The sequence below is a fragment of the Anaerobacterium chartisolvens genome (genome assembly GCF_003337415.1).
Lineage (GTDB): Bacteria > Bacillota > Clostridia > Acetivibrionales > DSM-27016 > Anaerobacterium > Anaerobacterium chartisolvens.
Map to the genome: position 1 here is coordinate 81905 of NZ_QPJT01000008.1, position 24275 is coordinate 106179.

Annotated in this window: 20 protein-coding genes; 5 read left to right on the forward strand and 15 right to left on the reverse strand. The window is 41.1% G+C overall.

Translation table 11 applies throughout. The features are described 5' to 3' along the window. Positions 1–69: 69 nt before the first annotated feature. From DFR58_RS08545 to DFR58_RS08555, 3 genes are all read right to left on the reverse strand, one after another. A complete protein-coding gene (locus DFR58_RS08545) occupies positions 70–1437 on the reverse strand; it encodes a TrpB-like pyridoxal phosphate-dependent enzyme (protein WP_114297503.1) in 1368 nt (455 codons plus the stop codon). A 113-nt stretch (positions 1438–1550) separates the two neighbouring features. Further along, positions 1551–3344, reverse strand: a complete 1794-nt coding sequence (locus DFR58_RS08550) for a B12-binding domain-containing radical SAM protein (RefSeq protein WP_114297408.1) — start codon at positions 3342–3344, stop codon at positions 1551–1553. A 54-nt stretch (positions 3345–3398) separates the two neighbouring features. Continuing rightward, positions 3399–4604: a D-alanyl-D-alanine carboxypeptidase family protein gene (locus DFR58_RS08555; protein ID WP_114297409.1), complete on the reverse strand. Its 1206-nt coding sequence runs from the start codon at positions 4602–4604 to the stop codon at positions 3399–3401. A gap of 394 nt (positions 4605–4998) precedes the next feature. Between DFR58_RS08555 and DFR58_RS08560 the strand changes: the two genes are divergently transcribed. Together DFR58_RS08560 and DFR58_RS08565 are read left to right on the forward strand one after the other, a co-directional pair. Further along, complete coding sequence (locus DFR58_RS08560) at positions 4999–6384, forward strand: DUF342 domain-containing protein (protein WP_114297410.1); 1386 nt, start codon at positions 4999–5001, stop codon at positions 6382–6384. A gap of 212 nt (positions 6385–6596) precedes the next feature. After that, positions 6597–7844 (forward strand): MGDG synthase family glycosyltransferase, encoded by a 1248-nt coding sequence (locus DFR58_RS08565; protein WP_114297411.1) that lies wholly within the window; start codon positions 6597–6599, stop codon positions 7842–7844. A gap of 52 nt (positions 7845–7896) precedes the next feature. Here DFR58_RS08565 and uraA read toward each other — a convergent pair whose 3' ends face one another. Next, positions 7897–9249: a uracil permease gene (gene uraA / locus DFR58_RS08570; RefSeq protein ID WP_114297412.1), complete on the reverse strand. Its 1353-nt coding sequence runs from the start codon at positions 9247–9249 to the stop codon at positions 7897–7899. A 174-nt stretch (positions 9250–9423) separates the two neighbouring features. On the opposite strand from uraA, the gene DFR58_RS08575 reads away from it, so the two are divergent. Beyond that, a complete protein-coding gene (locus DFR58_RS08575; protein WP_114297413.1) occupies positions 9424–9597 on the forward strand; it encodes an alpha/beta-type small acid-soluble spore protein in 174 nt (57 codons plus the stop codon). Positions 9598–9658: 61 nt separating this feature from the next. Here DFR58_RS08575 and DFR58_RS21815 read toward each other — a convergent pair whose 3' ends face one another. Beyond that, complete coding sequence (locus tag DFR58_RS21815; RefSeq protein ID WP_170138089.1) at positions 9659–9802, reverse strand: hypothetical protein; 144 nt, start codon at positions 9800–9802, stop codon at positions 9659–9661. Between the two features lie 236 nt (positions 9803–10038). Here DFR58_RS21815 and DFR58_RS08580 point away from each other — a divergent pair, with 236 nt between their 5' ends. Then, positions 10039–11388 carry a TrkH family potassium uptake protein gene (locus DFR58_RS08580; RefSeq protein ID WP_242987477.1) on the forward strand — a complete coding sequence of 450 codons (1350 nt, stop codon included), beginning with the start codon at positions 10039–10041 and terminating at the stop codon, positions 11386–11388. A gap of 456 nt (positions 11389–11844) precedes the next feature. On the opposite strand, the gene DFR58_RS08585 is transcribed toward DFR58_RS08580, so the two are convergent. The 10 genes from DFR58_RS08585 to DFR58_RS08625 form a co-directional block, all read right to left on the reverse strand. Next, positions 11845–12447, reverse strand: a complete 603-nt coding sequence (locus DFR58_RS08585) for a class I SAM-dependent methyltransferase (protein ID WP_114297415.1) — start codon at positions 12445–12447, stop codon at positions 11845–11847. A gap of 91 nt (positions 12448–12538) precedes the next feature. After that, complete coding sequence (locus tag DFR58_RS08590; RefSeq protein ID WP_114297416.1) at positions 12539–12838, reverse strand: nitrous oxide-stimulated promoter family protein; 300 nt, start codon at positions 12836–12838, stop codon at positions 12539–12541. A gap of 200 nt (positions 12839–13038) precedes the next feature. Beyond that, complete coding sequence (locus tag DFR58_RS08595) at positions 13039–13461, reverse strand: hypothetical protein (RefSeq protein WP_114297418.1); 423 nt, start codon at positions 13459–13461, stop codon at positions 13039–13041. Next, positions 13458–14981, reverse strand: a complete 1524-nt coding sequence (locus DFR58_RS08600) for a Y-family DNA polymerase (RefSeq protein WP_114297419.1) — start codon at positions 14979–14981, stop codon at positions 13458–13460. Before DFR58_RS08600 ends, DFR58_RS08595 begins: the two co-directional genes overlap by 4 nt. A 313-nt stretch (positions 14982–15294) precedes the next feature. After that, positions 15295–16173, reverse strand: a complete 879-nt coding sequence (locus tag DFR58_RS08605) for an AraC family transcriptional regulator (protein ID WP_114297420.1) — start codon at positions 16171–16173, stop codon at positions 15295–15297. Then, positions 16157–16348, reverse strand: a complete 192-nt coding sequence (locus DFR58_RS21820) for a hypothetical protein (protein WP_207659175.1) — start codon at positions 16346–16348, stop codon at positions 16157–16159. Before DFR58_RS21820 ends, DFR58_RS08605 begins: the two co-directional genes overlap by 17 nt. A 26-nt stretch (positions 16349–16374) precedes the next feature. Further along, positions 16375–17706 carry a HAMP domain-containing sensor histidine kinase gene (locus tag DFR58_RS08610; RefSeq protein WP_170138091.1) on the reverse strand — a complete coding sequence of 444 codons (1332 nt, stop codon included), beginning with the start codon at positions 17704–17706 and terminating at the stop codon, positions 16375–16377. Next, positions 17703–18398, reverse strand: coding sequence for a response regulator transcription factor (locus DFR58_RS08615; RefSeq protein ID WP_114297422.1), 696 nt, complete (start codon positions 18396–18398; stop codon positions 17703–17705). Before DFR58_RS08615 ends, DFR58_RS08610 begins: the two co-directional genes overlap by 4 nt. 24 nt (positions 18399–18422) lie before the next feature. Then, complete coding sequence (locus tag DFR58_RS08620) at positions 18423–21455, reverse strand: efflux RND transporter permease subunit (protein WP_114297423.1); 3033 nt, start codon at positions 21453–21455, stop codon at positions 18423–18425. Next, the gene (locus DFR58_RS08625; protein ID WP_114297424.1) at positions 21455–22666 is read right to left on the reverse strand and encodes an efflux RND transporter periplasmic adaptor subunit; all 1212 of its coding nucleotides are present in this window, start codon (positions 22664–22666) and stop codon (positions 21455–21457) included. The genes DFR58_RS08620 and DFR58_RS08625 overlap by 1 nt, the downstream gene beginning before the upstream one ends. A gap of 333 nt (positions 22667–22999) precedes the next feature. On the opposite strand from DFR58_RS08625, the gene DFR58_RS08630 reads away from it, so the two are divergent. After that, positions 23000–24163, forward strand: a complete 1164-nt coding sequence (locus DFR58_RS08630) for an ABC transporter substrate-binding protein (RefSeq protein ID WP_114297425.1) — start codon at positions 23000–23002, stop codon at positions 24161–24163. The last annotated feature ends 112 nt before the right edge of the window (positions 24164–24275 follow it).

The window sequence follows — 24275 nt, forward strand, 5'->3', positions numbered from 1 at the left end:
CTGTTCCAAAAATATAGACATGTTTTTTTTGCAACAGCACCTTTTTAATCCTTATAAAATTATGCTTCTTTAGCCCTTAATATCAGGCAAATTAGCTATGCTTGCCTTTACCGCCTGCTCATCATAATGTATATTTTCCAGCTTTCCGCCGAAATAGCTGTCATACGCACTGAAATCAAAGTAGCCGTGTCCGCTTAAATTAAAGAGAATCACCTGCTCCCTGCCTTCCTCCTTGGCCTTTAAAGCCTCATCAATTGCCGCCCGTATGGCATGAGAGGACTCGGGTGCCGGTACAATGCCCTCCGCTCTCGCAAAGGTCACCGCAGCGTCAAATACTTCCTTCTGTCCGCAGGACTGCGCCTCTATAATGCCGTCATTATAAAGCTGACTCACAATGGAGGAGGCCCCGTGGTACCTCAGTCCCCCGGCATGTATTCCCTCAGGTATGAAATCATGCCCTAATGTATACATTTTTGCTATAGGAGCGGCCTTGGCAGTATCACCGTAGTCATAAGCAAAAACTCCCTTTGTGAGCGTAGGGCACGCTGTAGGCTCCACCGCAACGGCTCTTACTTTCTTCCCCTTAAACCTGTCCATAAGAAAAGGGAACGCTGCCCCCGCAAAATTGCTTCCCCCGCCGCAGCAGGCAAAAACAACATCGGGATACTCGTCTATCATTTCAAGCTGCTTTTTTGCTTCCTGTCCTATAATGGTCTGATGCAGGCATACATGATTCAACACGCTGCCTAACGCATAGTTTGTGTCACTGTGGGTAGCCGCATCCTCAACGGCCTCACTTATAGCAATTCCAAGGCTTCCTGAGCACTCGGGATCCTTTTCTAATATTGATCTGCCTGAATTGGTAAGATTGCTTGGGCTTGCAATTACGTTAGCCCCGAAGGTGTGCATAAACGAACGCCTGTAAGGCTTCTGCTGGTAACTGACGTTAACCATGTATACAGTGCATTCCATTCCAAAATGGTTGGAGGCAAGACTTAGAGCGCTTCCCCACTGTCCCGCCCCTGTCTCGGTCGACAGCCTTTTTATGCCGGCATTCTTATTGTAGTAGGCCTGTGGGATTGAGCTGTTGAGCTTATGGCTTCCCGTAGCATTTGTACCCTCATATTTATAGTAAATCCTCGCAGGAGTGTCTAAAACCTTCTCAAGGCCCTTTGCTCTGTAAAGAGGCGACGGCCTCCATTGGGCATACATCTCTCTCACCTCGTCGGGAATGTCTATAAATCTCTCGGAGGTCATCTCCTGCTCTATTATTTCCTTAGGAAAAATTGCAGCCATATCGTCGGCGGTGGCTATCTTGCCCGTCATTGGGCTGTAATAGGGTGCGGGCTTATTGGGCATGTCCGCTACAATGTTGTACCACTGTCTGGGTATCTCTGTCTCATCAAGAATTACCTTGGTAACATTCTTCTTGCTCATCATTCTCATCTCTCCTAATAAAATAGTATTGTTATAAAATAATTTTAATAAAAATATCATATTATATCAACTATAATTTATTTGTATAAATAGTGTAAAATTGCATCCCCTTCCTATACTTCGGTATAGAAATCTTCCGAAGCAAGCTTTGCATACCTGTACAATCCCGTAACACGGTCCCTGCTTTTATAGTCGAATAGTACCACTGTTTTGCTTTTGGCAAAGCTTCCGCTCCCATTATTATTAAACAAATCGCAGCTAAATATTTCAAAGTGAACCTGTTTAAATATCTGTTTGGCGGGAAGGTCTGAAAATAAAGGAAGATAGCGTTTTACATTGTCTTCATTCCTGAGGAATTCGAAGCACCTGTCCTTAAAGCCCTCCTCAAAAATCCTGTCCAGACCCGAGGGAAGGTTATTTGAATTGTCCGACGACAAAAAATCCAGCTTTAGTAATTGGCATAGCACTTCGGCATCCTCCTTGCCGCAAAATGATGCTATAAACTCCGAAAGTATGGTATAAAGCATTCTTCCGGGGACAGGCCTGTCCAAATACCCCTTTCCCGCGCTGAAAACCGAAAGCCTGTAATAAAGCTGGAAAGCACTGTCAAAATAATTTTCCATTATATACTGCAGCGACCGCGTAAACCTTCCGGCATTGTAATAACGATCTACCATCTGCTCAACCTGCTTGAGCCATAACATATCGTCAAACGAAATGTAATTGTTATACAGCACCTCGTACGGGGGATAGTCTCTAAACCGGTATCCGTGCTCCCCTGCCTGTTCTTTAAGTTGTGAGCCGTTCAGCAGCTTAAGAAAGCCTAACTGCAATTGATGCGGTCTTAATGAAGCGGCAGCGTCAAATGACTTTACAAAGGAAGTCATGTCCTCGTGAGGAAGCCCGGCAATCAAATCCAGATGGATATGTATATTCCCCATATCTTTAAGCTCCACCGCATTTTCAAACAGCCTTTTAAGATCTGTCTTTCTGTTCACCGCTCTGAGTGTCTTTATATTTGTCGTCTGTATTCCTATTTCAAACTGTATCAGTCCCGGAGGAGCGCCTTTAAGTATTTCAAGCATTCTTAAGTCAAAGAGGTCTGCCGCCGCCTCAAAGTGGAAATTTACCACAATGTCCTCCCTCCTCCCAAACCGCTCTATTATATGCTTAAATATCTCCTTTGCCCTGTCCTTATCGCTGTTAAAGGTGCGATCTATAAATTTCACCTGACTTACACCAGCACCAACAAGCTTGTCCAAATCACTTTTTACCCTGTCCATGCTAAAATAACGCACACCCTTAAGGACTGAAGAAAGACAATAGGAGCATGAAAATGGACAGCCCCTTGAGGACTCATAATAGACTATCTTGTTTTCCAGCATGGAGAGCATTTCAGGGGTATAGGGAGATGGTATGGAGTCTAGGTTTCCGGCTATGCCTTGGAACTTGCCGGCTGCCTCAGCTTCCCCGCCTCTGTATACAAGCTGCGGGATGTCCCTCAGCTCGCCCTTCCATTCCCCGCACAGGTACTTTACAAGCATACTGAAGGGTTTTTCTCCCTCCCCCTTTATTATATAATCCACAAAACCGTTTTCGGAAAAGATATGCCCGGCATTAAACGAAACCTCGGGCCCTCCCAGCACTATTATCACTTTCGGAGACACCTTTTTAAGATTTTCCGCAAGCTTAAGAACATATTCAATATTCCATATATAACAGGAGAACGCCGCCACATCACTTTTTTCCATATACATGGATGATAGTATAGCGTCCATGCTTTCATTAATAGTATACTCCAAAACCTTTATTTCACCCCGATGCCCTTCGCAGGCGGCTTTCAGATACCATGGAGCCAGAGAGGAATGTATATACTTTGAATTAAGCGCAGCAATAACCGTTTTCATAAAAATCCCCAAAAATTATTTTTAACACATTATAGCAAAATAATCAAAGGTTAATCAAGCCTCCAATCCATGAGGCAAACCAACCCACGTCTTAAGTATCTGTGCAAAGTAGTCCCAAAAGCCCTTTTTTCTTATGTCGGAACCTGTTTTAAGAGAGGATTCACCTATAACCTTTTCATCCAGCAAATAACGTATGCTCCCCACCTCTATATCCTTCATTACAGGTGCCCTGAAGGACTCCGGCAAATCGACCTCTCTTACAAGCCTGTCTTTTTCACTCTGGGTTAATGGGTATGCAATTTCGTCAACAGCCCTTATTGACACATAGCTTTTTACTCCTTTAATTACGAGTATATCCGTTATTTTTTCCTCATATTCCAAAAGCCTGTAGGGCTTATAGTTGGTAAAGGCATACTCAAGCATATTCTGGCTGCTCTGTGCCCTTGCCGTCCTGGTATTGCACCCTAAAACCACCGATATTATGCGCCTTCCGTCTCTGGTAGCAGACGCCACAAGGCACCTTCCGGCCTGCCCCGTATACCCCGTTTTCACCCCGTCCACACCGGGTAAAAATCCGAGCAGCTCATTTGTGTTGTATAAGCTGTGACCCGTAATTTCAGCCTTCTTGGTACCGACAATCTTTGAAAATACAGGGTTCTCCAGAGCATACCGTGTTATTATAGCCATGTCATACGCGGTGGAATAATGCTCGGGACTGTCCAGACCATGAGGAGACTTAAAGCAGGTATTCCTTGCCCCAAGGATTTCAGCCTTTTCATTCATCATTTCGCAGAAATTTTCAACGCTTCCCCCTATATGCTCCGCTACGGCTATTGCGGCATCGTTTCCCGAATTAAGCAGCAGCCCGTATAAAAGCTCCCTTAAAGGCAGCTTTTCTCCCTCAGACAGATGTATTGTCGAGCCATGTATTGCTGCCGCTCTTTTGCTGACGGCCACCTTATCGTCAAGGCTTCCGTTCTCTATGGCCACTATTGCCGTCATAATTTTAGTAGTGCTTGCCATAGCCCTTTTGGTATAAGAATTCTTTTCATATAGTACCCTTCCGCTCTTCATGTCAAGGACTATTGCAGACAAAGCATCCACTCTTGGAGGCTTTAAGCCGGCACCGGGGCTTTCACCCGACGAAACAAGCCTTACATCCCTTGCATCCTCATATATGTCGTCTGCCACACAATTTAACGGCAGCATAAAATTTATAATAAGCAAAACTTCCGCTATGCAAAGCAGCTTCTTTCTCATAAATCCCATCCCCTTTACGTGTATAAGTTCAAAAACTATATAAATTAGCCATCCTATATATGTAGCGATAAAGATTTTACATGGAGGATATAGTTTGATGGAAGAAATTTTTTTGACCCGTAAGGAATACATCTAAGAAAAGTGAATGAATGCTCGAACCCTAGAGACATTTCCCCCAAATTCATCTTTTCGTTGCTATTAAAAATTTCTGTAAGCAATTATATCCTCTATGTTTGTAAAATCTTTATCGTGTCCTATATAAAACAGGTCTATACAAATATATGAATCAATCCTTAGCTTTATTGCAAAAAAAAATCAAGCTTCGAAGGCTTTTGTAATTGTTCTAAATTTTATACATTTTTCAGCCGATATCTATATCGGGGAGGTGCATAAAATGGATACAGCTAAAGAAAGAGTCGTTATTGAAATTTCAAGCAGCCAACTGGAGGCGTATGTTACATACAATATGAGCCCGGAAGAGCTTAAAATGGAAAACCGTGAGTCTCTTGTAAGAGAGACAAGCACGAAGCTTCGTGAGGCGAGTGTGGTATTTGGCATAGTTAAGGATATTTTTATGAAAGAAATCAATAGCGGAGAAAGGTATTTAATTGCAGCAGGAGTAAAACCCGTGGATGGCACCGATTCCATAATAAAGATGTACCAGATGAAGGATTCAAAGCCCGAAATCCATAAAAACGGGAAGGCCGACTTTTATGATTTAAAGCTCATTAACAGAGTAAAGGCCGGAGATTGGCTGGGTGAGCGTATAGATGCCACTGACGGCGTGCCCGGACAAACTGTAAGTGGCACTCCCATTAATGCCTCAAGGGGTAAAACCACACCTCTTAATTACGATAAAAATACAGTGGCGGAAGCCTTTGATGAGGGCAAAACTACTCTCTATTCCAAAATTAACGGCGCCGTAAATTACGCCGACGGAAAAGTAATGGTATCTAATCATCTTGAAATAGACGGTGATGTGGATTTCAAAACGGGAAACATAAAATTCGACGGGTATATAACAATAAAAGGAACAGTGGCAGACAGTTTTTCTGTTGAAGCCACTAAGGATATTGAGATTAACGGGCAATTCGGTCTAGGACATGTAAAAGAAATAGTCAGCACACAAGGGAGCATCTTTATTAAAGGAGGAATAGCCTCTAAGGGCTTGGTAGAAATAAAGGCAGCCAAAAATGTTTTTACAAAATTTGTGGACAACACATCAATTACCTGCTTTGGAGCAGTTCATGTCGGATATTACTGCAGAAACAGTATAATCGCAGCCAGAGAGCTGGCTATGGATTCCCCCAACGGTCAAATAATCGGAGGGACAGCAACTGTTGAAATAAGAGTGGCAGCTCCCATTATAGGCTCAGAAATAGAAAAGAAAACTGTAATTGAGGTAACAGGCTTCAGCAGGAGCTTATTAAGGGAGGAGCTAACCCATGCCCTTAATAAAATTACCTGCCTTAAAAATGAACAGCAACGCGTAAGAGCCTCGCTTCTCCAGCGCAGCAGCCCTTCAAATGCTTTTCAAAGCAAGGAATACAATAAAAATCAGGAGAGGCTGTCTGCTGTAAGAGAAGAAATAAAAGAGCTGGAGGCTGCCATAAAGGATATATCGAGATATCTTAAAGCCCATGGAGAGGGAGAAATATGCATAGCAAAAAAATTGTATCCCAATTGCATACTTTGCATAAAAAAGAATATAGTCGAAGCAAGCTCCGTAGTGCCTCCTGTAACATACTATGTTGAGGACAATGAATTAAAGCATACCTGATTAACATTAAACTGTGCTTTGATTTCGGAAATAAAAAGTTAAAAATCGCTTTATTCGGGCTTTAAATCATGTGTTTTGTATTTGTTTTTTTTCTGTTATAGAGTATAATTAAAATTGATGTGAGACATGAGTTTAAAGATTATGATATTAAAATGCACAATACTTTAATATCATATAATAATTATATATTGTAGGAGGCTAAAAGAGACTATATGATTAAAAACGTAATGATAGTTTCTTCTGATTTTACGGGGCATGGTCACAAAAGCATCACAGACTCGCTTACGGAACAGCTTTCCCGCTACCCAGGTGTAAAAGTTCATGTGATTGACGGCTTTGCTCTGGCAGGGAATATGGGGGTCAAGGTGGGAAAGCTTTACGGCTCCGTGACGCGAAACGCAAAGGAGGTATGGAAATTTCTCTGGGACATCTCCTTAAAAAAGCCCTCCCTGATATGCGAGCTGGCTGAGATCTCCATACGGGACAGCTTTTTGGAGGAGCTTAACCTGATAAAGCCTGACTTGATATTATGTGTTCATCCCAATTTTAACGGTTCAATTTTGAATATACTTGAAAAGCATAAAATTAATATTCCATTTGTTACATTAATAGCCGACTTAATAAGCATTGCTCCTTTATGGGCGGATAAAAGGGCCGACTTTACTATTTGCCCTACGAAGGAATCCAAGTACAAATGCTTGGAATTTGGGGTCCCTGAGTCTAAATTAAAAGTTATAGGCTTCCCCAGCAGAGAAAAATTCTGCAAGCATTTGACAGACGACAGCTTTAATATACAGCAACTCCCTAAGCGTTATCCCGACAAGCCTCTGGAATGCCTCATAATGAGCGGAGGCGAAGGTGTGGGAAATATGCGCAGGGTGGCTCAGATTCTTCTTGCAAACTTTAATTGTAATGTCAATATAATAGCAGGGAGAAATAAGTTATTGAGAGCCAGACTGGAAGCATTCCTGACTGAAAAGTACGGGGGCAGAGTCAAGGTGTACGGCTTTGTAGAAAATGTTCAGGATCTTATGCTTGCCTCCGATATAACCTTTGCGCGAGGAAGCCCCAATGTTATGATGGAGGCTGTGCTGTGCGGTACTCCTCTTGTAATAACCGGCGCACTTCCCGGACAGGAGGCAGGAAACCCCGGCTATGCCGAAAAATATAATCTTGGGGTATCATGCCCGGATTTGAGAAAATTAAAGGGCATAGTAGCAGAGCTTCTTGAAAACAATGGGCAAAAGCTGTCCTCTGTCAGAGAAGCACAGTGCCGGTACAGAAATCCTAATATAGCAAAGGAAATTGCAGAATTCCTTTTAAGCGTTGAGAAAAACAACCTTTCCCCTCATGCGGATGAATCTGCGGCACAGCCTGTAAAGCGATATACCTTCAGGACTATCGTAATGAGAAACCGCATAAAGAGAAAAGGCATGAAAAAAGAAGAAAGCCTGAGTTAATTAACTCAAGGCTTTTTTCTTTTTTATAAACAGCTTGTCCAAAATGGGCTGTTTAAGCTTCATTTGTGAGCTTTAATCTGTCAAATATGTAGAACAGCAGGCTAAGGCTCATACCTACCAGCGCCGCGAGCGCCATACCCTTTAAATATACATCCCCAATCTTTATTGCAAGTGAGGGAAGCCCCTGCGACGGGTCGTTTGCACCAGCAATTCCGACAATAAACACCACCGCCGTAAGTATAAGGTTTTTGGATTTGCTGTAATCCACCTTTGAATCTACCAGAACCCTTATTCCCGATGCGGCAATAAGTCCGAACAAAAACAGGCTTATTCCTCCCATTACCGGGCCGGGAATGCTGTTTATTATGCCCTTAAGATTTCCGAAGAATGCAAGTATTATGGAAATGACTCCGGCTCCCCCTATTATCCATACACTGTACACCTTGGTTATCGCCATAACTCCCATATTCTCGCCATATGTTGTGGTAGGCACCGAACCCGCAGCCCCCGACAGCACAGTGGATATTCCGTCACCCAAAAGAGACCGGTGAAGTCCCGGATCCTTTACCAGATCCCTTCCCACTATCTTGCTGGTAACCATCAAATGCCCTATATGCTCCGTTACTACAACCAGAGTGGCTGGGAGTATTATCATAATTGCAGACATATTAAAAGAGGGAAAAGTAAACTGAGGCATTGAGAAAAAGCTTTCACCCGTTATTCTTGAATAGTCTACAACCCCCATAACAGCCGAAAGACCATATCCCGCTATTATAGCAACCAGCACAGGGATTATCGCCAAAAACCCTCTAAACAGCATTGAGCCTAATATTACCACTGCAAGAGTAAACAGAGATACTATTACAGCATTAATATCAAACGGAACATCCTTCATAACAATTGCACCGTTTTCTATAACCGACTGCTTGCTGGAAACAAGTCCGGCGTTTCCCGCTGCAACAATCGAAAGCTCAAGACCAATAAGGGCAACAATGGGCCCCATAGCCGCCGGCGGTAGCACCACGTCTATCCATTTAGTTCCAACTACTCCTACCAGCAGAGCCACAGCAACAAATACCAGACCTGATACTATGTATCCTCCCAAAGCCTTTGAAAAATCCCCCCCGGTAGATGCCAGCACCGCAAATGTAGGGGCCAGAAAAGCAAAGCTTGATCCAAGATAGGCAGGTGCTCTTCCCTTACATAAAACCAAATAAAGAATAGTTCCTATTCCATTCATGAGAAGCACGAGCGACGGATCAATCACTGTCTTCCCTGCAGCTCCATTAAAAAGAGCCGGTACCAGTATTGATGCGCCAAACATCGCAAACAAATGTTGAAAACTCAGAGGAAGCCCTTGAAGCAGTGAAACCTTTTGATCCACTTGTATAACCTTTTTTTGCATAACAACCTCTCCTCTATATATGATTTGCATTAATAATATAACATAAACAAATTAGCCCGTCTATAAAAGAATCGATTTAAAATTTTACTTTAACAAGCTTTTATTCGTATCCCAAAAGTTTCTATACATAAAGCCGGAGCAAAAACAAATAATATCTAACAAGGAGGTGATATTATGGCAAACTCAAACAGCAAAACAGCATTTGAAAACATGAAGTATGAAATAGCAAGAGAAGTTGGCGTTAATTTGAAGCAGGGATATAATGGAGACCTTGCAGCAAGAGATGCCGGCAGGATAGGCGGTACTATAGTAAAAAAGGTGTTTCAATCATATACTGGAACAAAATAAGGTATATACATTAATAATAAAAACGGCAGAAGAGTTCTTCTGCCGTTTTTATTGTAATTATTTATTTCTTGTTGCAATTTTCTTTGCCATTTTGCTTGGATGCCGCGCACCCTTTATTGTTGGCATTGCATTTTAACTTTGTATCTTCTAAAATCTCCTCTGCCGCCTCAATTCTTTTTCCAGGCTTAGCTCCCTTGCAGTCCATAAAAGCACCTCCTTGCCAGTTTTATTTATTATGTGCAATTCTTTAAATTGTATTATGCTAAATTTTATATCCGATTTCGGCCATATACAGGCTTCAAAGCCGGTAAATTATATTTGACTGCCCTGTTGCGCTGATATATAATTTAAAAATTAGGATAAAAATTAAATTATTGTATAATAATTTTTTATGTTCAGGCATTATAAAAATAATAAGGCAGGTTTTAAGCAATGAGGGTCATGTTTAAAAATAAAAATAACAGAATTTTGGTATTATCTCCCACAAGGCTCATAGTGTCAAGCTTTGTCGTTATCATCCTCGCCGGCACCATCCTTCTGAATCTTCCCATAGCCTCCAACGACGGTAAAAGCATAGGCTTTTTTAATGCCCTTTTTACCGCGACCTCCGCATCATGCGTAACAGGTCTTGTTATTGCAGACACTCTAACACAGTGGTCGCTGTTCGGGCAGCTTGTAATCCTGTCCCTTGTTCAAATCGGTGGTTTGGGCCTTGCTACTCTGGCTACATTTTTCTCGGTTATACTGGGAAGAAAGGTGGCCTTGAGAGAAATGATTCTGGCTAAGGAATCCATTAACTATTTCACCTTTGAAGGAGTTGCCAGAATCATAAAAAATGTAGTTATAGTAACCTTCGCAATTGAGCTCATAGGTGCGCTGCTGCTTTCAATAAGCTTTGTACCCAGATTTGGCACAAGAGGCTTTTATGTGGCTGTCTTCCATGCAATTTCCGCCTTCTGCAACGCAGGGTTTGATATTATGGGAGGATATAAAAGCCTTACAGAATATAGCAGCGATCCAATTGTGCTTTATACCGTTGCCGGTCTTGTCATAATAGGAGGACTTGGCTTTATGGTTTGGAAGGATTTGTATGAATTCAGGAAAAACAAAAGCCTTTATCTGCATACAAAGGTGGTGCTTGTCCTTTCTCTGTCTTTGATAATTTTCGGCGCCGCGTTTTTTCTTTTTTTTGAGCACAATAATCCAGCCACAATGGGAGGTCTCACTCCTTTAGAAAAAATAAGTTCAGCCATTTTTCACTCGGTATCTACCAGAACGGCGGGATACAATTCTTTGTCTCTGGACGACATGAAAGAGATCTCAAAAGTGGCTACCATAATATTCATGTTTATAGGCGCGTCACCGGGTTCAACAGGCGGCGGCGTAAAGGTAACTACCTTCGGGGTTATTCTTATGGCTATAATATCCCAAATAAAAGGCTCGTCTGAGACTATATTTTTTAAAAGGCGCGTGCCATACTACATAGTAAACAAAGCTCTGTCCATAATAGGGCTGAGCGTCATGCTTGTAGTCACGGTAACAACAATACTTCTTGCTATTGAGGGCAATCGTTTTATAAATATACTTTATGAAGTCACCTCCGCTTTCGGCACCGTAGGCCTGTCTACAGGCATAACACCCACACTTCACAGTGTAAGCAAGGCTCTTTTGATACTAACCATGTTTCTTGGGAGAGTCGGACCGTTGACCTTTGCAATTGCGCTTACCCTGCGTGCCAACAAAAAGAACCCCAACATAGTATACCCTGAGGGCAAAATAGTAGTGGGATAGTCCCTCTGAAACATTATGAACAAACATTTAAAGCATCACAGCTGCCTGATTGCTTTAAATGTTTGTCCTATAAAAAAAGAGGGGGTTTATGAAAAAGTTTTACTGCAATTATTATTATAAATCATAAATATTAACAGACTTCTTATATTATGTGAACATATTGTAAACAAATCGGGAACGATCATACTGTATTCTTCGTAGGGAATGCCCCCCGTGGCGTTCCTTACCCGTAAACTTTGATAGAGCTATTTTTGTTTTGATATTGAGGAATGTCCCCGTATAATTCGGGCTGTGGCTCCTTTCCATTTGCAATGGGCATAACATCAGGTTATCCTTTCATGTGGGCGCTATAAAATGATGCTTCTAATTTCCCCTTACATTTTTTATGAGGATCTAAAATTCCTTTGCCTGCCTTGCCTCCGGCATTGATAAGCTTAGCCCTTGGCAAAATAATTGTTATTTTTGAGAATCAAGAATAAACATAGATGCATCATGTCCCATGAATATTTTACTTCCAGTATAGAAAGTTTTAGATTGAATATTCCTGTATCCTATTTTTGCCATGATATCAGCTAACTCTATTTGTTCAAACCCATTATGAACCACATCCGAGGCTATTTGTTCATTTTTATTAAAATCTACTATTAGTAAATGTCCTCCTTCATTTAGAACCTCATATAATCTAAGCAAAACTAATTCAACATCCTTAATATGGAGCAAAACCTGAGCCATAAAAATATAATCGGCATGTAAATCCGAAAGACTGTCTTTTTCAAAATCAAAGCATAATGTAGCTGCACTCCGTATATTAGAATCAGAAATTTTTTTCTGTACTTGATTAATCATGTTTTGTGATGCATCCAGAAAAAGTATATAATTAAAATTATTTAACAGGTCCATTCCGACAAGGCCGGTTCCACTTCCAAAGTCAATAGCATTCTTGCTTTTGGCATCAACTAAATATTCACCAATTGCATCTGATGATACCTTTGCAATTTGTATTCTTTCAGAAGTATCATAACTATTTGCTATCATTTCAAACTTATCCGTATTCCCCAATATTCCATCTCCTATCTATCTTAACAAAAAATATTCCGTATCCCCGGTATGCGGAAACATATTCGCAATGCATTATTCATACCACTTAAATTTATCTATGAATCAAATGCTTTATTACCATTATTGGGTTATGTAATATCATTCTTATTCCTGAATACCTCATAACAGCCTTAATTTTTTTACGCATTTCAGGTTTAAAACAATGAGTCTTGCATTTGGAGCAGAAAGATTTATTATCTCCAAATCTGCATGCTTCAAGTCTTTGATTTGCATATTCAACAACTTCTCTACAATTGTCGCATAACTGCTTCGCATGTTTTTGACCTTTGCAGTAAATACATACCATACTATATAAAACACTTTTCTCAATTTCAATTCTACTTTTATTCATAAACCCATCCTTAATTCTTTGTTGCTGCAACAGAGGCAAGCAGGGACGGTTCTTGACTTGCTTACAGAGGCAAGCAGGGACGGTTCTTGACTTGCTTATACCTCCAAAAAGCTTACCCAACTATATTACATGTACCGAGCCAACTCACCCTTCGTTTTATTTTATCATGGCGAATAGAGCAAGTTGAGAACCGTCCCTGTTCACTTCTGAGGTTCGAATATCTGCCCATCTATGCTGATTATTTCATCAATGGGGATAGCTGTGCCATCGGTAATAACGACAACCCGTTCATATTTGTCTATCTTTTTAGCCGTACTGATAGCAGTAACATAGGCGCCGCCGCTCTTCTTCGCATCCGGCTGAAAATAGGTGATTGCAATTTCGGGATGCTCTTTAATCCGATCTGCTATGATTTGCAGCCTATCACTCAAAGCGTCCTTCACATATTCATCCAGCTTCACTCTCTCGTCAGTCAGCCTTGCGGTTTCTTTGATAGAGGCGTCATAGCCGGTCAGTGCGGCGAAGGGTGAAAACTGAGCTGCCCGGTCAATAGCGGTCATATGAGGGCGTGTCGCAGAGACATGGTGAGATAGATTGATGATGTCGTCATACGTCCTCGTCATGCCTTGTGCCCTCCAATCTGCCTGTTTCGGTCTACTGTGGTAGCGCCTTCCTCCAGATTCATACCTTTTAGAATGGCATTCTTGCCGTGTTTCTTTTTTATCTCCAGCATTGCTTGCTGCATCTTTTTTTCTCGCGCAAGCTCAGCTTCTTCATCCCATTTTTTCGCCTGTACGGCCGCGTAATCTGTAAAGAGATCAAGCTGTTCAAAGTTGTCCGTCTTTTGAACAGTTGCCTCGTCAACAACATGATTCGCTGTGATGTTGACTCTTCTAATCAGGAGATTTTTGTCAACAATGCGTTCAAACAGCTCTGTGGCCGCATCTAAGATTAGCTTTGTAGATGCGGTCTGTCTGCCAAGATTTACTGAACCATGCGCGGATTTCGGAACGGCGCGTCCGTAGTGGTCAATGGTGATTGCCCCGTGATATGATTTCTTTATCTCCGGGTTTGTTAGATTATCGATATCATATCCCACTGTCAAAACAAGCTGGTCGGTCACAAGCCTTTTATCTACCAGATCAAGTACCAGCAGATCAGTCATTTCCCGCACGATCAGCTTCGCTTTGTCATAAGTATAGGCACAGTGCAGCACCTGCCCCGATCCAATACTGTTTGTGCTTGGCTTATACGCTTTAATATCGGCAATTGTGCATGGCTCCCATCCCCACGCATGGTCAATCAGCAGCTCAGCGTTTATGCCGAACAGCTTATACAGTAAATCCTCGTTGTAGTAATCGTTAGGTTTGCCGAGAGAGCATCTTGCAATATCTCCCATTGTAAAGAGGCCTTGTTCCTCCAGTTTCTTGGTATATCCTTTTCCAACGCGCCAAAAGTCTGTTAGAGGCCGATGTGACCACAGGGAGTGTCGGTAGCTCATTTCGTCCAGCTCGGCGATCCGCATACCGTTGTTATCAGCAGGTATGTGCTTTGCCTGAATATCCATAGCGATCTTGCTAAGGTACAAATTTGTTCCAATTCCCGCCGTTGCTGTAATGCTGGTTGTTTTAAGTACATCCAGAATCATTTTCGTGGCAAGCTCACGGGCTGAAAGATTGTAGGTGTTCAGATAATCGGTGGCGTCAATAAATACCTCGTCGATGGAGTAGACATGAATATCTTCGGGCGCAATATACTTCAAATAGATATTGTAAATCTGCGTGCTGTACTCTATATAATACTCCATCCTCGGTAGAGCAACAATGTAGTCCAACGAGAGACCCGGCGAGGATTTCAATTCAGTATCGTTGCAGGAAACGCCGGAAAAGGCTCGTCCCGGTGCTTTGCGCAGCCGTACCGCATTTGCTTCCTTGACCTTCTGTACAACTTCAAACAGCCTCGCCCTACCGGGAATGCCGTATGCTTTGAGAGAGGGAGAGACAGCGAGACAGATGGTTTTTTCGGTGCGGCTTGCGTCAGCGACAACAAGGTTGGTGGTCAGTGGATCAAGCCCTCGTTCCATACACTCGACCGAAGCGTAGAAGGATTTTAAATCGATTGCGATATAGACTCTGTTCTTCATGCTTATTGTCCGGTCGCCTCCTTAAATACAAAATTATCTGCATCAGTATAAGAACAGGCGATTGGCAAATCCAACCGCACATCCTTATTTTATCCTATTTATATAAGCCTTTTCAAGACATTCGTCTGTAGCAGCCGTACATTTTTATGTCGAAGCAAGTAGGACGGCCAAAGTTTCATTTCTTAGCCCCAATGCACATCAAAAAAGATGTCTGTAGTCACAAAGGCATCAGGATTTGATGTCCTGATGCCTTTGTTTTGTACTCAATAAAAATTTTTTTGTGGGTAATCTTCAAATTTCTGTCCACATTTGCTTAATGCTCTTTTTTCTTTACCGGAATCCAGATTTCACTTCTATACTTAGGGTTTTCAGTGTTCTGGCTCTCATTCCACAAAATTTCAGGGCCTTCAATCGCCTCATATCCCGATGATGGAAACCACTCTGAGTATATCCTGCCCCACACATTTTGAAGTGTCTCTGGAAATGGCCCAATGGATTCAAATACCGCCCAAGCACCAGCATCAATTTTTAATACATCAAATTCTGCAGTTTCATTACTTGATGTTGCTACTCCGAGGTAATGATCCAATTCTCCTTTTTCCTCCATTCTCCCTTCTGAAAAATTAGTGGAAGCACTAATAATACCTGTTGGTTCTACATTTGAAATTGATTTTAATTGTTTAATAATCTCCGGGGTTAAAAGCTCAGTCATTTTTGCAATCTCTGGATTGATACCTTCAAAAATAATTGGAACTCGGGTCTTAAATCCTACTAACTTAAATGACTCTTTTTCAACAATACGATAATTCATTTCACATCCTCCTCTAATTGATAATTGAAAGGTCATTCTAGGATAAGCTTTTAATTGTGTATTCTCACTTCTCGCTTCAGAAGGGAGAATGCCATGCATAGAATGAAAAGCACGTGAGAATGAGTCAGCAGAACCATAACCGTACTTTACAGCAACATCAATTATTCTCAAATCCCTATCTTTCAAATCAAGAGCCGCCAGTGTTAGTCTTCTTCTCCGAATATATTCTGACAAACTTATGCCTGATAAAAAAGAAAACATCCGCTTAAAATGATACTCTGAACAATAGGCAATTTTAGAAATTTTACTATAATCTATATCCTCGGTTAAATGCTCTTCAATGTATGCCAATGCATTATTCATACTACTTAAAGTATCCATCAAACACCCTCCTTTCCCTATCAATATTATCAAAGGATGCATTTATCCATCCGACTATCTGTGCACAATATAATCGGCTGTCTGCTATTATATATGAATCAAATGCTTTATTACCATTATCTGCATGTTTCAAGTCTTTGATTTGCATATTCAACAACCTCTCTACAATTGCCACATAACTGCATTATGGTATTTTAAAAATCATGGGGACTCTCTCTGTATCTCCACTGCAAACGACACGCCCAATCCTCCGTGTTCCACATTATATGCCCATATCTTTCCCATATGGCTCTTCACAATGCTGCTGCATATAGCGAGCCCAAGCCCGCTTCCCCCTCTTTCAGGGGATCTGGATTTATCTAGCCTGTAGAACTTGTTGAAAATACTTGATAGTTCTTCTTCGGGTACCCCTTTTCCGTTATCCTCTACAGCAAATACAACCTGATCGCCCTTAATCTCACATGAAGCTTTAATAACTACCGGGGCTTGTGCATACTTGAGAGAATTACTGATGAGATTTGCAAATACCCTTCGTATTTTTTTATCATCCACTTCCATTACAGCATTGTCATTTACTGCGCAGTAAGTTTTAAACTCAGCATTATATGACTGGAGTTCAATAAAATACTCTCTGCAGATGGAATCAAAAAATTCTTTTACCGAAACCTTTTCCTTTTTTAGCTTCTTGCAGTCAGCCTCGTTTTTTGTGTAATCGGAAAAATCCTCGACGAGCTTTTCTATATCCTGAGATTTTTTATAGATTATTCTATAGTATTCCTGTCTTTTTTCTTCAGGCATTTTAACAGAGCCCATCAGCCTTTCAACATACCCCATTACCGATGTTAGCGGAGTCTTCAAGTCATGTGAAATGGATGAAATCATCTCAATCTGCTGTGACTGCGACATTTCCAGCCTTTGTACCATGTCCTCAAAATTCTTATAAAGCTCGCCTATCTCATCATCCTGTTTAAATTTCAATGATAATTTGTTGTTATAGTTGTTGACTGTCCCCAGACTTCTTTGTAGTATCTCAAGAGGCTTTACAATTTTAAAATGCAGATACAGGACAAGAAGCAGTCCCGATGTAAACAGAATAATAACTTCAAATATAACAACGTTTGTATTATTTATAATACTCTTAAGAAATGTAAAGGAATGTCCTATTTCTACAGTATATACAACCTTGCCGTCTATGCTCACAATATCCTTTGTATTGTATTTAAATACACCCTTTTCCCGCTCATCGGAAGCAAAGACAATTTGTTGGCCTGTGTCCCTCACCAAAACAGAAACATTCTTTTCATGGCATATTCCCGCAATAAATTCTTTTATTTTCAGGTTATCGGGATAGTATTCTTCAATTCCCTCCATAACAATCCCGCTTGTTTTCATAATATTGTTTATATATGCCTTGAAGTCATCCCTTAGTGTACTAATTGACGACATTCTAAAGAAAATTATCAGTAACAATATATTTAAAATGAATACTGCAAAAACAATAAGAGGCAGCTTGACCTTTATACTCAGCCTCATGACACACCCCCGATAAATTTGTATCCTATGCCCCATATTGTTTTTATAAACTCATTGTTTGTGTCAAGCTTGCACCTTAAGTTTTTAATATGCACCGTAACTGTGTTGACATCCCCGCATTCACTGTTCCCCCATATGGCATCGTATACCTGCTCCCTGCTTAGTACCCTGTTTCTGTTCTCAGCCAGGTATACAAGTATCTGAAACTCACGGGTCGACAGCTCAACCTTTTTATTGTTCAATAAAACCTCATAGGCATCCTTGTTTATTTCAAGATTCCCGAATTTATAGGTATTTAAAGCATTCTTTTGCAGTGAAGTGCTCCGTTTTTCCCTTCTGATGTGTGCATTAACCCTTGCCACAAGCTCATTAACGCTGAAGGGCTTTGTCATATAATCATCAGCTCCCAGTTCAAGCCCTATTACCTTGTCCTTTTCCCTGTCCTTTGCGCTAAGTATGATTATTGGTGTAACAACACTGTTCCTAACCCTCCTGCATACTTCCAGGCCGTCTACATCAGGCATCATAATATCCAGAATCATAAGGGAGACATTTGATTTGGGCAGCAATTCCAATGCCTCTGCACCGTTATATGCCTTTATAACAACATAACCCTCTTCTTCAAGGCTCTCTGCTATCAAGTTTACTATTTCATGATCATCATCTACAACCAGAATCCTTGGAGCTTCCATAACTCTTCACTCCTTTTTTATGTTTTATATCTTCTTTATTCTTCTCATAGTCAAGCTGAAAAAAACCGGAATTACCACTAAAGTAAGCAGTGTTGCAACTATCAGCCCCGACATCAAGGTAATTGACATTGGTGCAAACATGCTGCTTCCTGAAAACGCCAGCGGAATTAATCCTATAACCGTTGTTATTGTAGTAAGCATTACGGGCCGCAGCCTTTTTGCTGCCGCTGCCTTGCACGCATCATCCAGCACAGCGCCCTTTACCCTTTCACCATTTATATAATCAATAAGTATTATGGCATTGTTTACTACAATTCCAATCAAGCTAACTATACCAAACACGGCTGTAAAGGACAAGGGGTTACCAAAAACAAGCAGCCCCAATATTGAGCCGATTACAGACAGTGGAATTGTCAGCATTACTATCAGAGGCTGTACTAAAGACCCGAATTGAATCATTAGAATCATAAATATGATTAGCATGGCAAAGGCCGAGAATACTCCCAGATCACCAAAGTTACTGATTATTTCCTCTCTTTCTCCATTAAATACCACTCTGACATTATCAAGCTCCATGCTTTCCAGCCTTTTTTGAAGCTGATTCTGTATAGTGACTGAGCTGTAACCCGGCTTGACACCACTGGAAACTGAAATAGCAAGTTCCCTGTCATACTTCTTCAATTGGGGAGTTTGTGGCATTAAGCTAATGTTGGCTACCTGTTTGAGCAATACTTTGTTTCCGGTAAAAGAAGACTTTATTGCCAGATTTTCCAGCTGATCCTTGGACTTAATATCACTGGTTAGAATAATATTGGTTTCATTACCGCTTTTTCTGAATACAGATGCCTTCATCCCTTTTAAAGCTATGCTTATCTGTTTTTGTATGTCCGCCTTGGTAAATCCCATGCTGGTTGCGGTATCGTCGTCTATATCTATAAAAAATTCATATTCTTTGTCGGAGCTATCGTCATTAACATTTACCGTGCCTTCTATAGTATTTAATTCATCCTTGATATTGCGGGCATTTTCCAAAATAGCTTCCATATCATCTCCCACAACCCTGATCTGAACGGGATCCCCAATAGGTTTACCGTTTTCCAGAAGTTTTACCGTTGCATTTCCCCCTACAATTTCACTGTCAAATAACCCCTGCAAATAGTTAGCCAGCTCCTCATTGGTTTTAAATCTTTTTTCCCTTTTCAGATCTACTTGCAGCATTGTCTGGGCTACGTCCGCAGATTGGGAGCCAGGCTCAATGGAGAAGAAAAATTTTGGAAGTCCGTCCCCTATTGCAGATGTGTAGCTTAATACTTCAGGCTGAGCAGACAATATCTTTTCCATTTCAATTACCGACTTTTCTGTTTTATCAATATTCGAGGCATTTTCGGACTTGAAATTTATGTACAAAATGCTTTTGTCTGCCTTCGGGAAAAACTGCAGGCCTAAAACAGGGATTATTCTTAATGAAACGAAAAATATTAAAAGGGCCGCTATGAGTGTCATTGCTTTCTTCTTCATTGCAAGGCTGAGCAGATTGCTGAAAAAAGACCGGATTATAGACTTCTTCTCTAAGGATTTACCCTTTTTAAACAGCATATATGCCATAGTGGGGGTAACAAACAGCGCCACCAAAAATGATGCGGATAAGGCAGCAATACATATCTGAGGAATGCTCTTTAAAAACTCACCTGCCGCACCAGGTAAAAGGAGAAGTGGTACAAATACCGCTATTGTGGTTAAAGTAGAAGTAAGTATAGGAACAGCAGTTTCTTTTGTACCCCTAAGACATGCCTCCAGCTTATCTTCACCTTCATCTATCCTGACCTGTATTGCGTCACTCACCACAATGGCGTTATCAACCAGCATTCCAAGTGCAACAATTAATGCCGTGATGGAAATCTGATGAATTTCAATCTTCATAACTCCCATTGCAGCAAGAGTAACAAGTATGGACACAGGAATCGCCGTAGAAACAGCAACGGCATTTCTCCATCCCATCCCCAGAAACACAATTATTACAACAAAAAGTACTCCCTCCAGCAGATTTAATACAAAAGATTTTACTGCTTTTTCAACATCACCAGGCTGAAAAATTACTTCATCTATTTTTATATCAGACGGTAAACCGCTTTTTGCTTTGTCAAATATAGCTCTTACTTCTTTTCCGATAAAAACTATGTTTTCATTATTATTAAAATATCCGGCCAGTAAAACTGCATTTTCCCCATCCTGCCTGATTTTATAGTTTGAATCCTCCAGATCCGTGTAAACATCAGCTATATCACCCAATCTTACTACTGATCCATTCTGGCCCGATACTTCGACAATGGTATTTTTAATATCCTCCAAGGACTCGTACATGCCAGATGTTTTTACGTTTATCTTTGAGCTGCCGTCTTCAATTTTACCCGATGGGATTTCAATATTTTGAGCTTTAAGAATATTTAGTACATCATCAAGGGATAAGGCGTATTGATTGAGTTTGTCTATATCTACCTCAACTTTTATTTCCATTTCCTGTTTTCCTACAACATCAAAACGGGTTATGCCATCCACTTTTGTCAGATCCTTTTTTAAGTTCTCCGCATAGGAAGCCAGTTGCTCATAGCTGTATTTTTCTCCCGACAGGCTGATAATCATACCCGCTGTTTCAATCATGTTTGTATTCACATCTATTTTTTCACACTGCTCGGGTAAATCCCTCTGGATGTCATTCATTTTTCTTCTTAACTCATCCCATGCCTTATCAATGTCGGCGTCATCCGTCAAGTTGATAATCACCACCGAAATGCCGTTTCTGGAAAAAGATTTGCTGAAATCATAGCCCTCTATTCCTGTAAGCTCATCCTCAATTTTACTTGTTACAAGCCTTTCTACCTCTTTTGGAGATGCTCCGGGATAAATGGTTGTGATCTTGGCAGCAGGAGCGCTGACATCAGGGTTTTCCTGCCTTGGCGATATGTAAAAGCTGTAAATTCCCGCAATGGCTACAAGGATAATCATAAAAATGGTTACTGTCCTGTTTTTTATAGCTGCATGAATAATATCGTTTTTCATTAGCTGTCACCCCTTTTTATCTCTATCCTGTCGCCATCCTTCAGTGACTTCATTCCCTCCACGACCAGCATATCCCCTGAGACCAGTCCCTTGACCATGACCAGATTACCTTGGGTCTTTTCCATAGATATTTTTTTTCTGGCTGCTCTCCCGTCAACAGCAGTAAAAACATAGTCATATTCACCGTTCATAATACTTGACACAGGAATCCATATACCCTGACCAGCCTCCGCCTCAATGCCAACCTTGGCTATAGCCCCGATATAGTGTGAGCCTTCCGGTAATTCTATTTGAATGTTATACGTCCATGTCTGCTTGTCGGGAACCTGATCAATCTTGGCCACCCTACCGATAAACTGCTTGCCGTCTATTTCAATATCTGCCCTGGTATCAATGCCAATCCTGTTTATATCCTTCTGTGCAATCCCTGCATTAACTACCATCTTGCTGCTTCTAACCAATAACACAGGAGCACCGGCTGCTACCACCTCTCCCTGCTTTACCAGTACGTCAACTACATGCCCTTCCATATCAGATTTTACTTCGGTATTCTCCAGCAGGCTTTTTTTAGCATCATAATTTGTCTTTGCTGCTTCCAGCTGATTTAAAAGGTTTGTCTTATCCTCTTCGCGCGCCCCTTTTTTTACTTCCTGCTCAACCTCTTTTGCGTGATTCAAGTCGATAGCCTTTGTGTCCATATCAAGCCTTGCTTTATCCAATGCATCCCTTGATACTCCGCCATTCTCATACAGCATTTTTGTTTTTTCATATAAGTCGTTAGCATAGTTATAGACATCCTGCGCCTTTTTTACATTCAGTTCAGCCTTTTTAATATCCTCTTGCGCGGAACCGTTTAAAGCCTTATCATATTGTGCCTGAACCGAAGCCATTTGTAATCTGGTCGCTTCAACCGAAAACATGAGGTCCTTGGTATCAAGCTCCAATAGTTTTTGATTTTCGCTTATCGGCTGCCCCTTTTCCACATATATGGCTGCAATTTCTCCTGCCGATTGAAAGCTGTATTTTTTTGTTTCACTTGAATCCACCCTGCCTACATAGTTTAAGGCAAAGGGCTTGTTTTCCTCTTTTACTTCGGTTACTTTTACAGGTTTGATTTTTTCCTGCCCCACCTCTTTTTCCTGTTTTGAGCAAGCGGCAAAGCTCATGGTTAACACAGTTATCAATAACATGCTTATTATTTTTTTCAGCATAAAAAGTCCCCCTTATTTTTTTTTAATATACCAATCAAAAATGAAATAAAAAGGGGGAATTTATTAAGATTTATTAAGAGCTGTTCTTAAGGCAAGCAGGGACGGTTCTTGACTTGCTTTGAATTCCTACCCGTTTAAAGTTATTAGAATATTTTGTTGATATCATCATACTTATATTGGTATAATATAAGAAATTATATATTGTTTATTAAATTATTTATATACTCTGTTCAGAGTATATAAATAATTTAATAAAAGAAAATAATAAAAGTACTTATATCACTTTACGGCACAAGGTGTTAAAAAAAATCGAATAAGTTGGAGGTTGGCAAAATGTCAAAGGGTAAAAAATTCTTGAATATTTTTTTAGCGGCGGTAATAATTGCCTCAGTGCTTACTGCTTGCGGACAGCCCGCTGCGTCACAGGACGTAGTCAGGATCGGATTGAATTATGAGCTTTCAGGTGGTTCAGCAACCTATGGACAGGGAACCGTTGACGGTATTATGATGGCGATTGATGAGGTTAATGCTGCAGGAGGAGTGCTTGGCAAAAAAATCGAGGTTGTGAAGGCTGATAACAAAAGTGAGCCTGCGGAGGCAACAAGTGTAGCTACCAGATTTGCCACAAAGGATAAGGTAACGGCTATTCTTGGGCCTGCGACTACGGGGGCTACGAAAGCTACAATACCTGTAGGAAATAAAAACAATGTACCCATAATATCTGCTTCTGCCACGGCGGACGATGTTACAGTGGATGCAAAGGGAGTTAAGGAGTATGCCTACAGGATTTGCTTCAACGATTCCTTCCAGGGTACCGTTATGGCCAATTTTGCATCAAATAATCTTAAGGCCAAGAGCGCGGTCATAATAAAGGATAACTCAAGCGATTACGGTATAGGCCTTGCAAAGAACTTTACAGATACGTTCAAAGCAAGCGGAGGCACAATTGTCGAGGAAGAAGCCTTTGTAAAGGATGATACCGATTTCAGTGCCATTCTCACCAAGATAAAGAATAAGCAGTTTGATATCCTGTTGATTTCAGGGTACTATAATGAAGCAGGACTTATCATAAAGCAGGCTAAGGATCTTGGAATAGATAAGCCGGTACTGGGAGGAGACGGCTTTGATTCTCCCAAGCTTGCCGAGCTTGCCGGCAAGGATAAGCTGAATAACGTTTATTTCTCAAACCATTATTCATCGCTTGACCAGTCTCCTGAAATTACAAAATTCATAGAGGATTTCAAGGCTAAATACAAAAAGAGCCCCGACGCTTTTAACGCTCTGGGGTATGACCTGGGGAAATTCATAGCCGATGCTATAAAGAGAGCTGATTCTGCAGACTCTGTCAAGGTAAAGCAGGCTCTGGATGCTACTACCGATTTTAAGGGAGTTACCGGCCAGTTCAGCATAGACAAGAACCATAACCCCGTAAAAACCGCTGTTGTTATAGAGCTGAAGAACGGAGAGCAGGCAGGGGCGGTTAAGGTTCAGCCGTAGTGCTTTTTAACACAGCAAGCTTCTAATGTAAAATTTGGAAATAGACATAATAATTAATAGCATATATAATTAAGTGAGAGGAGCTTCTCCTCTCACTTGTGCTGTGTATACG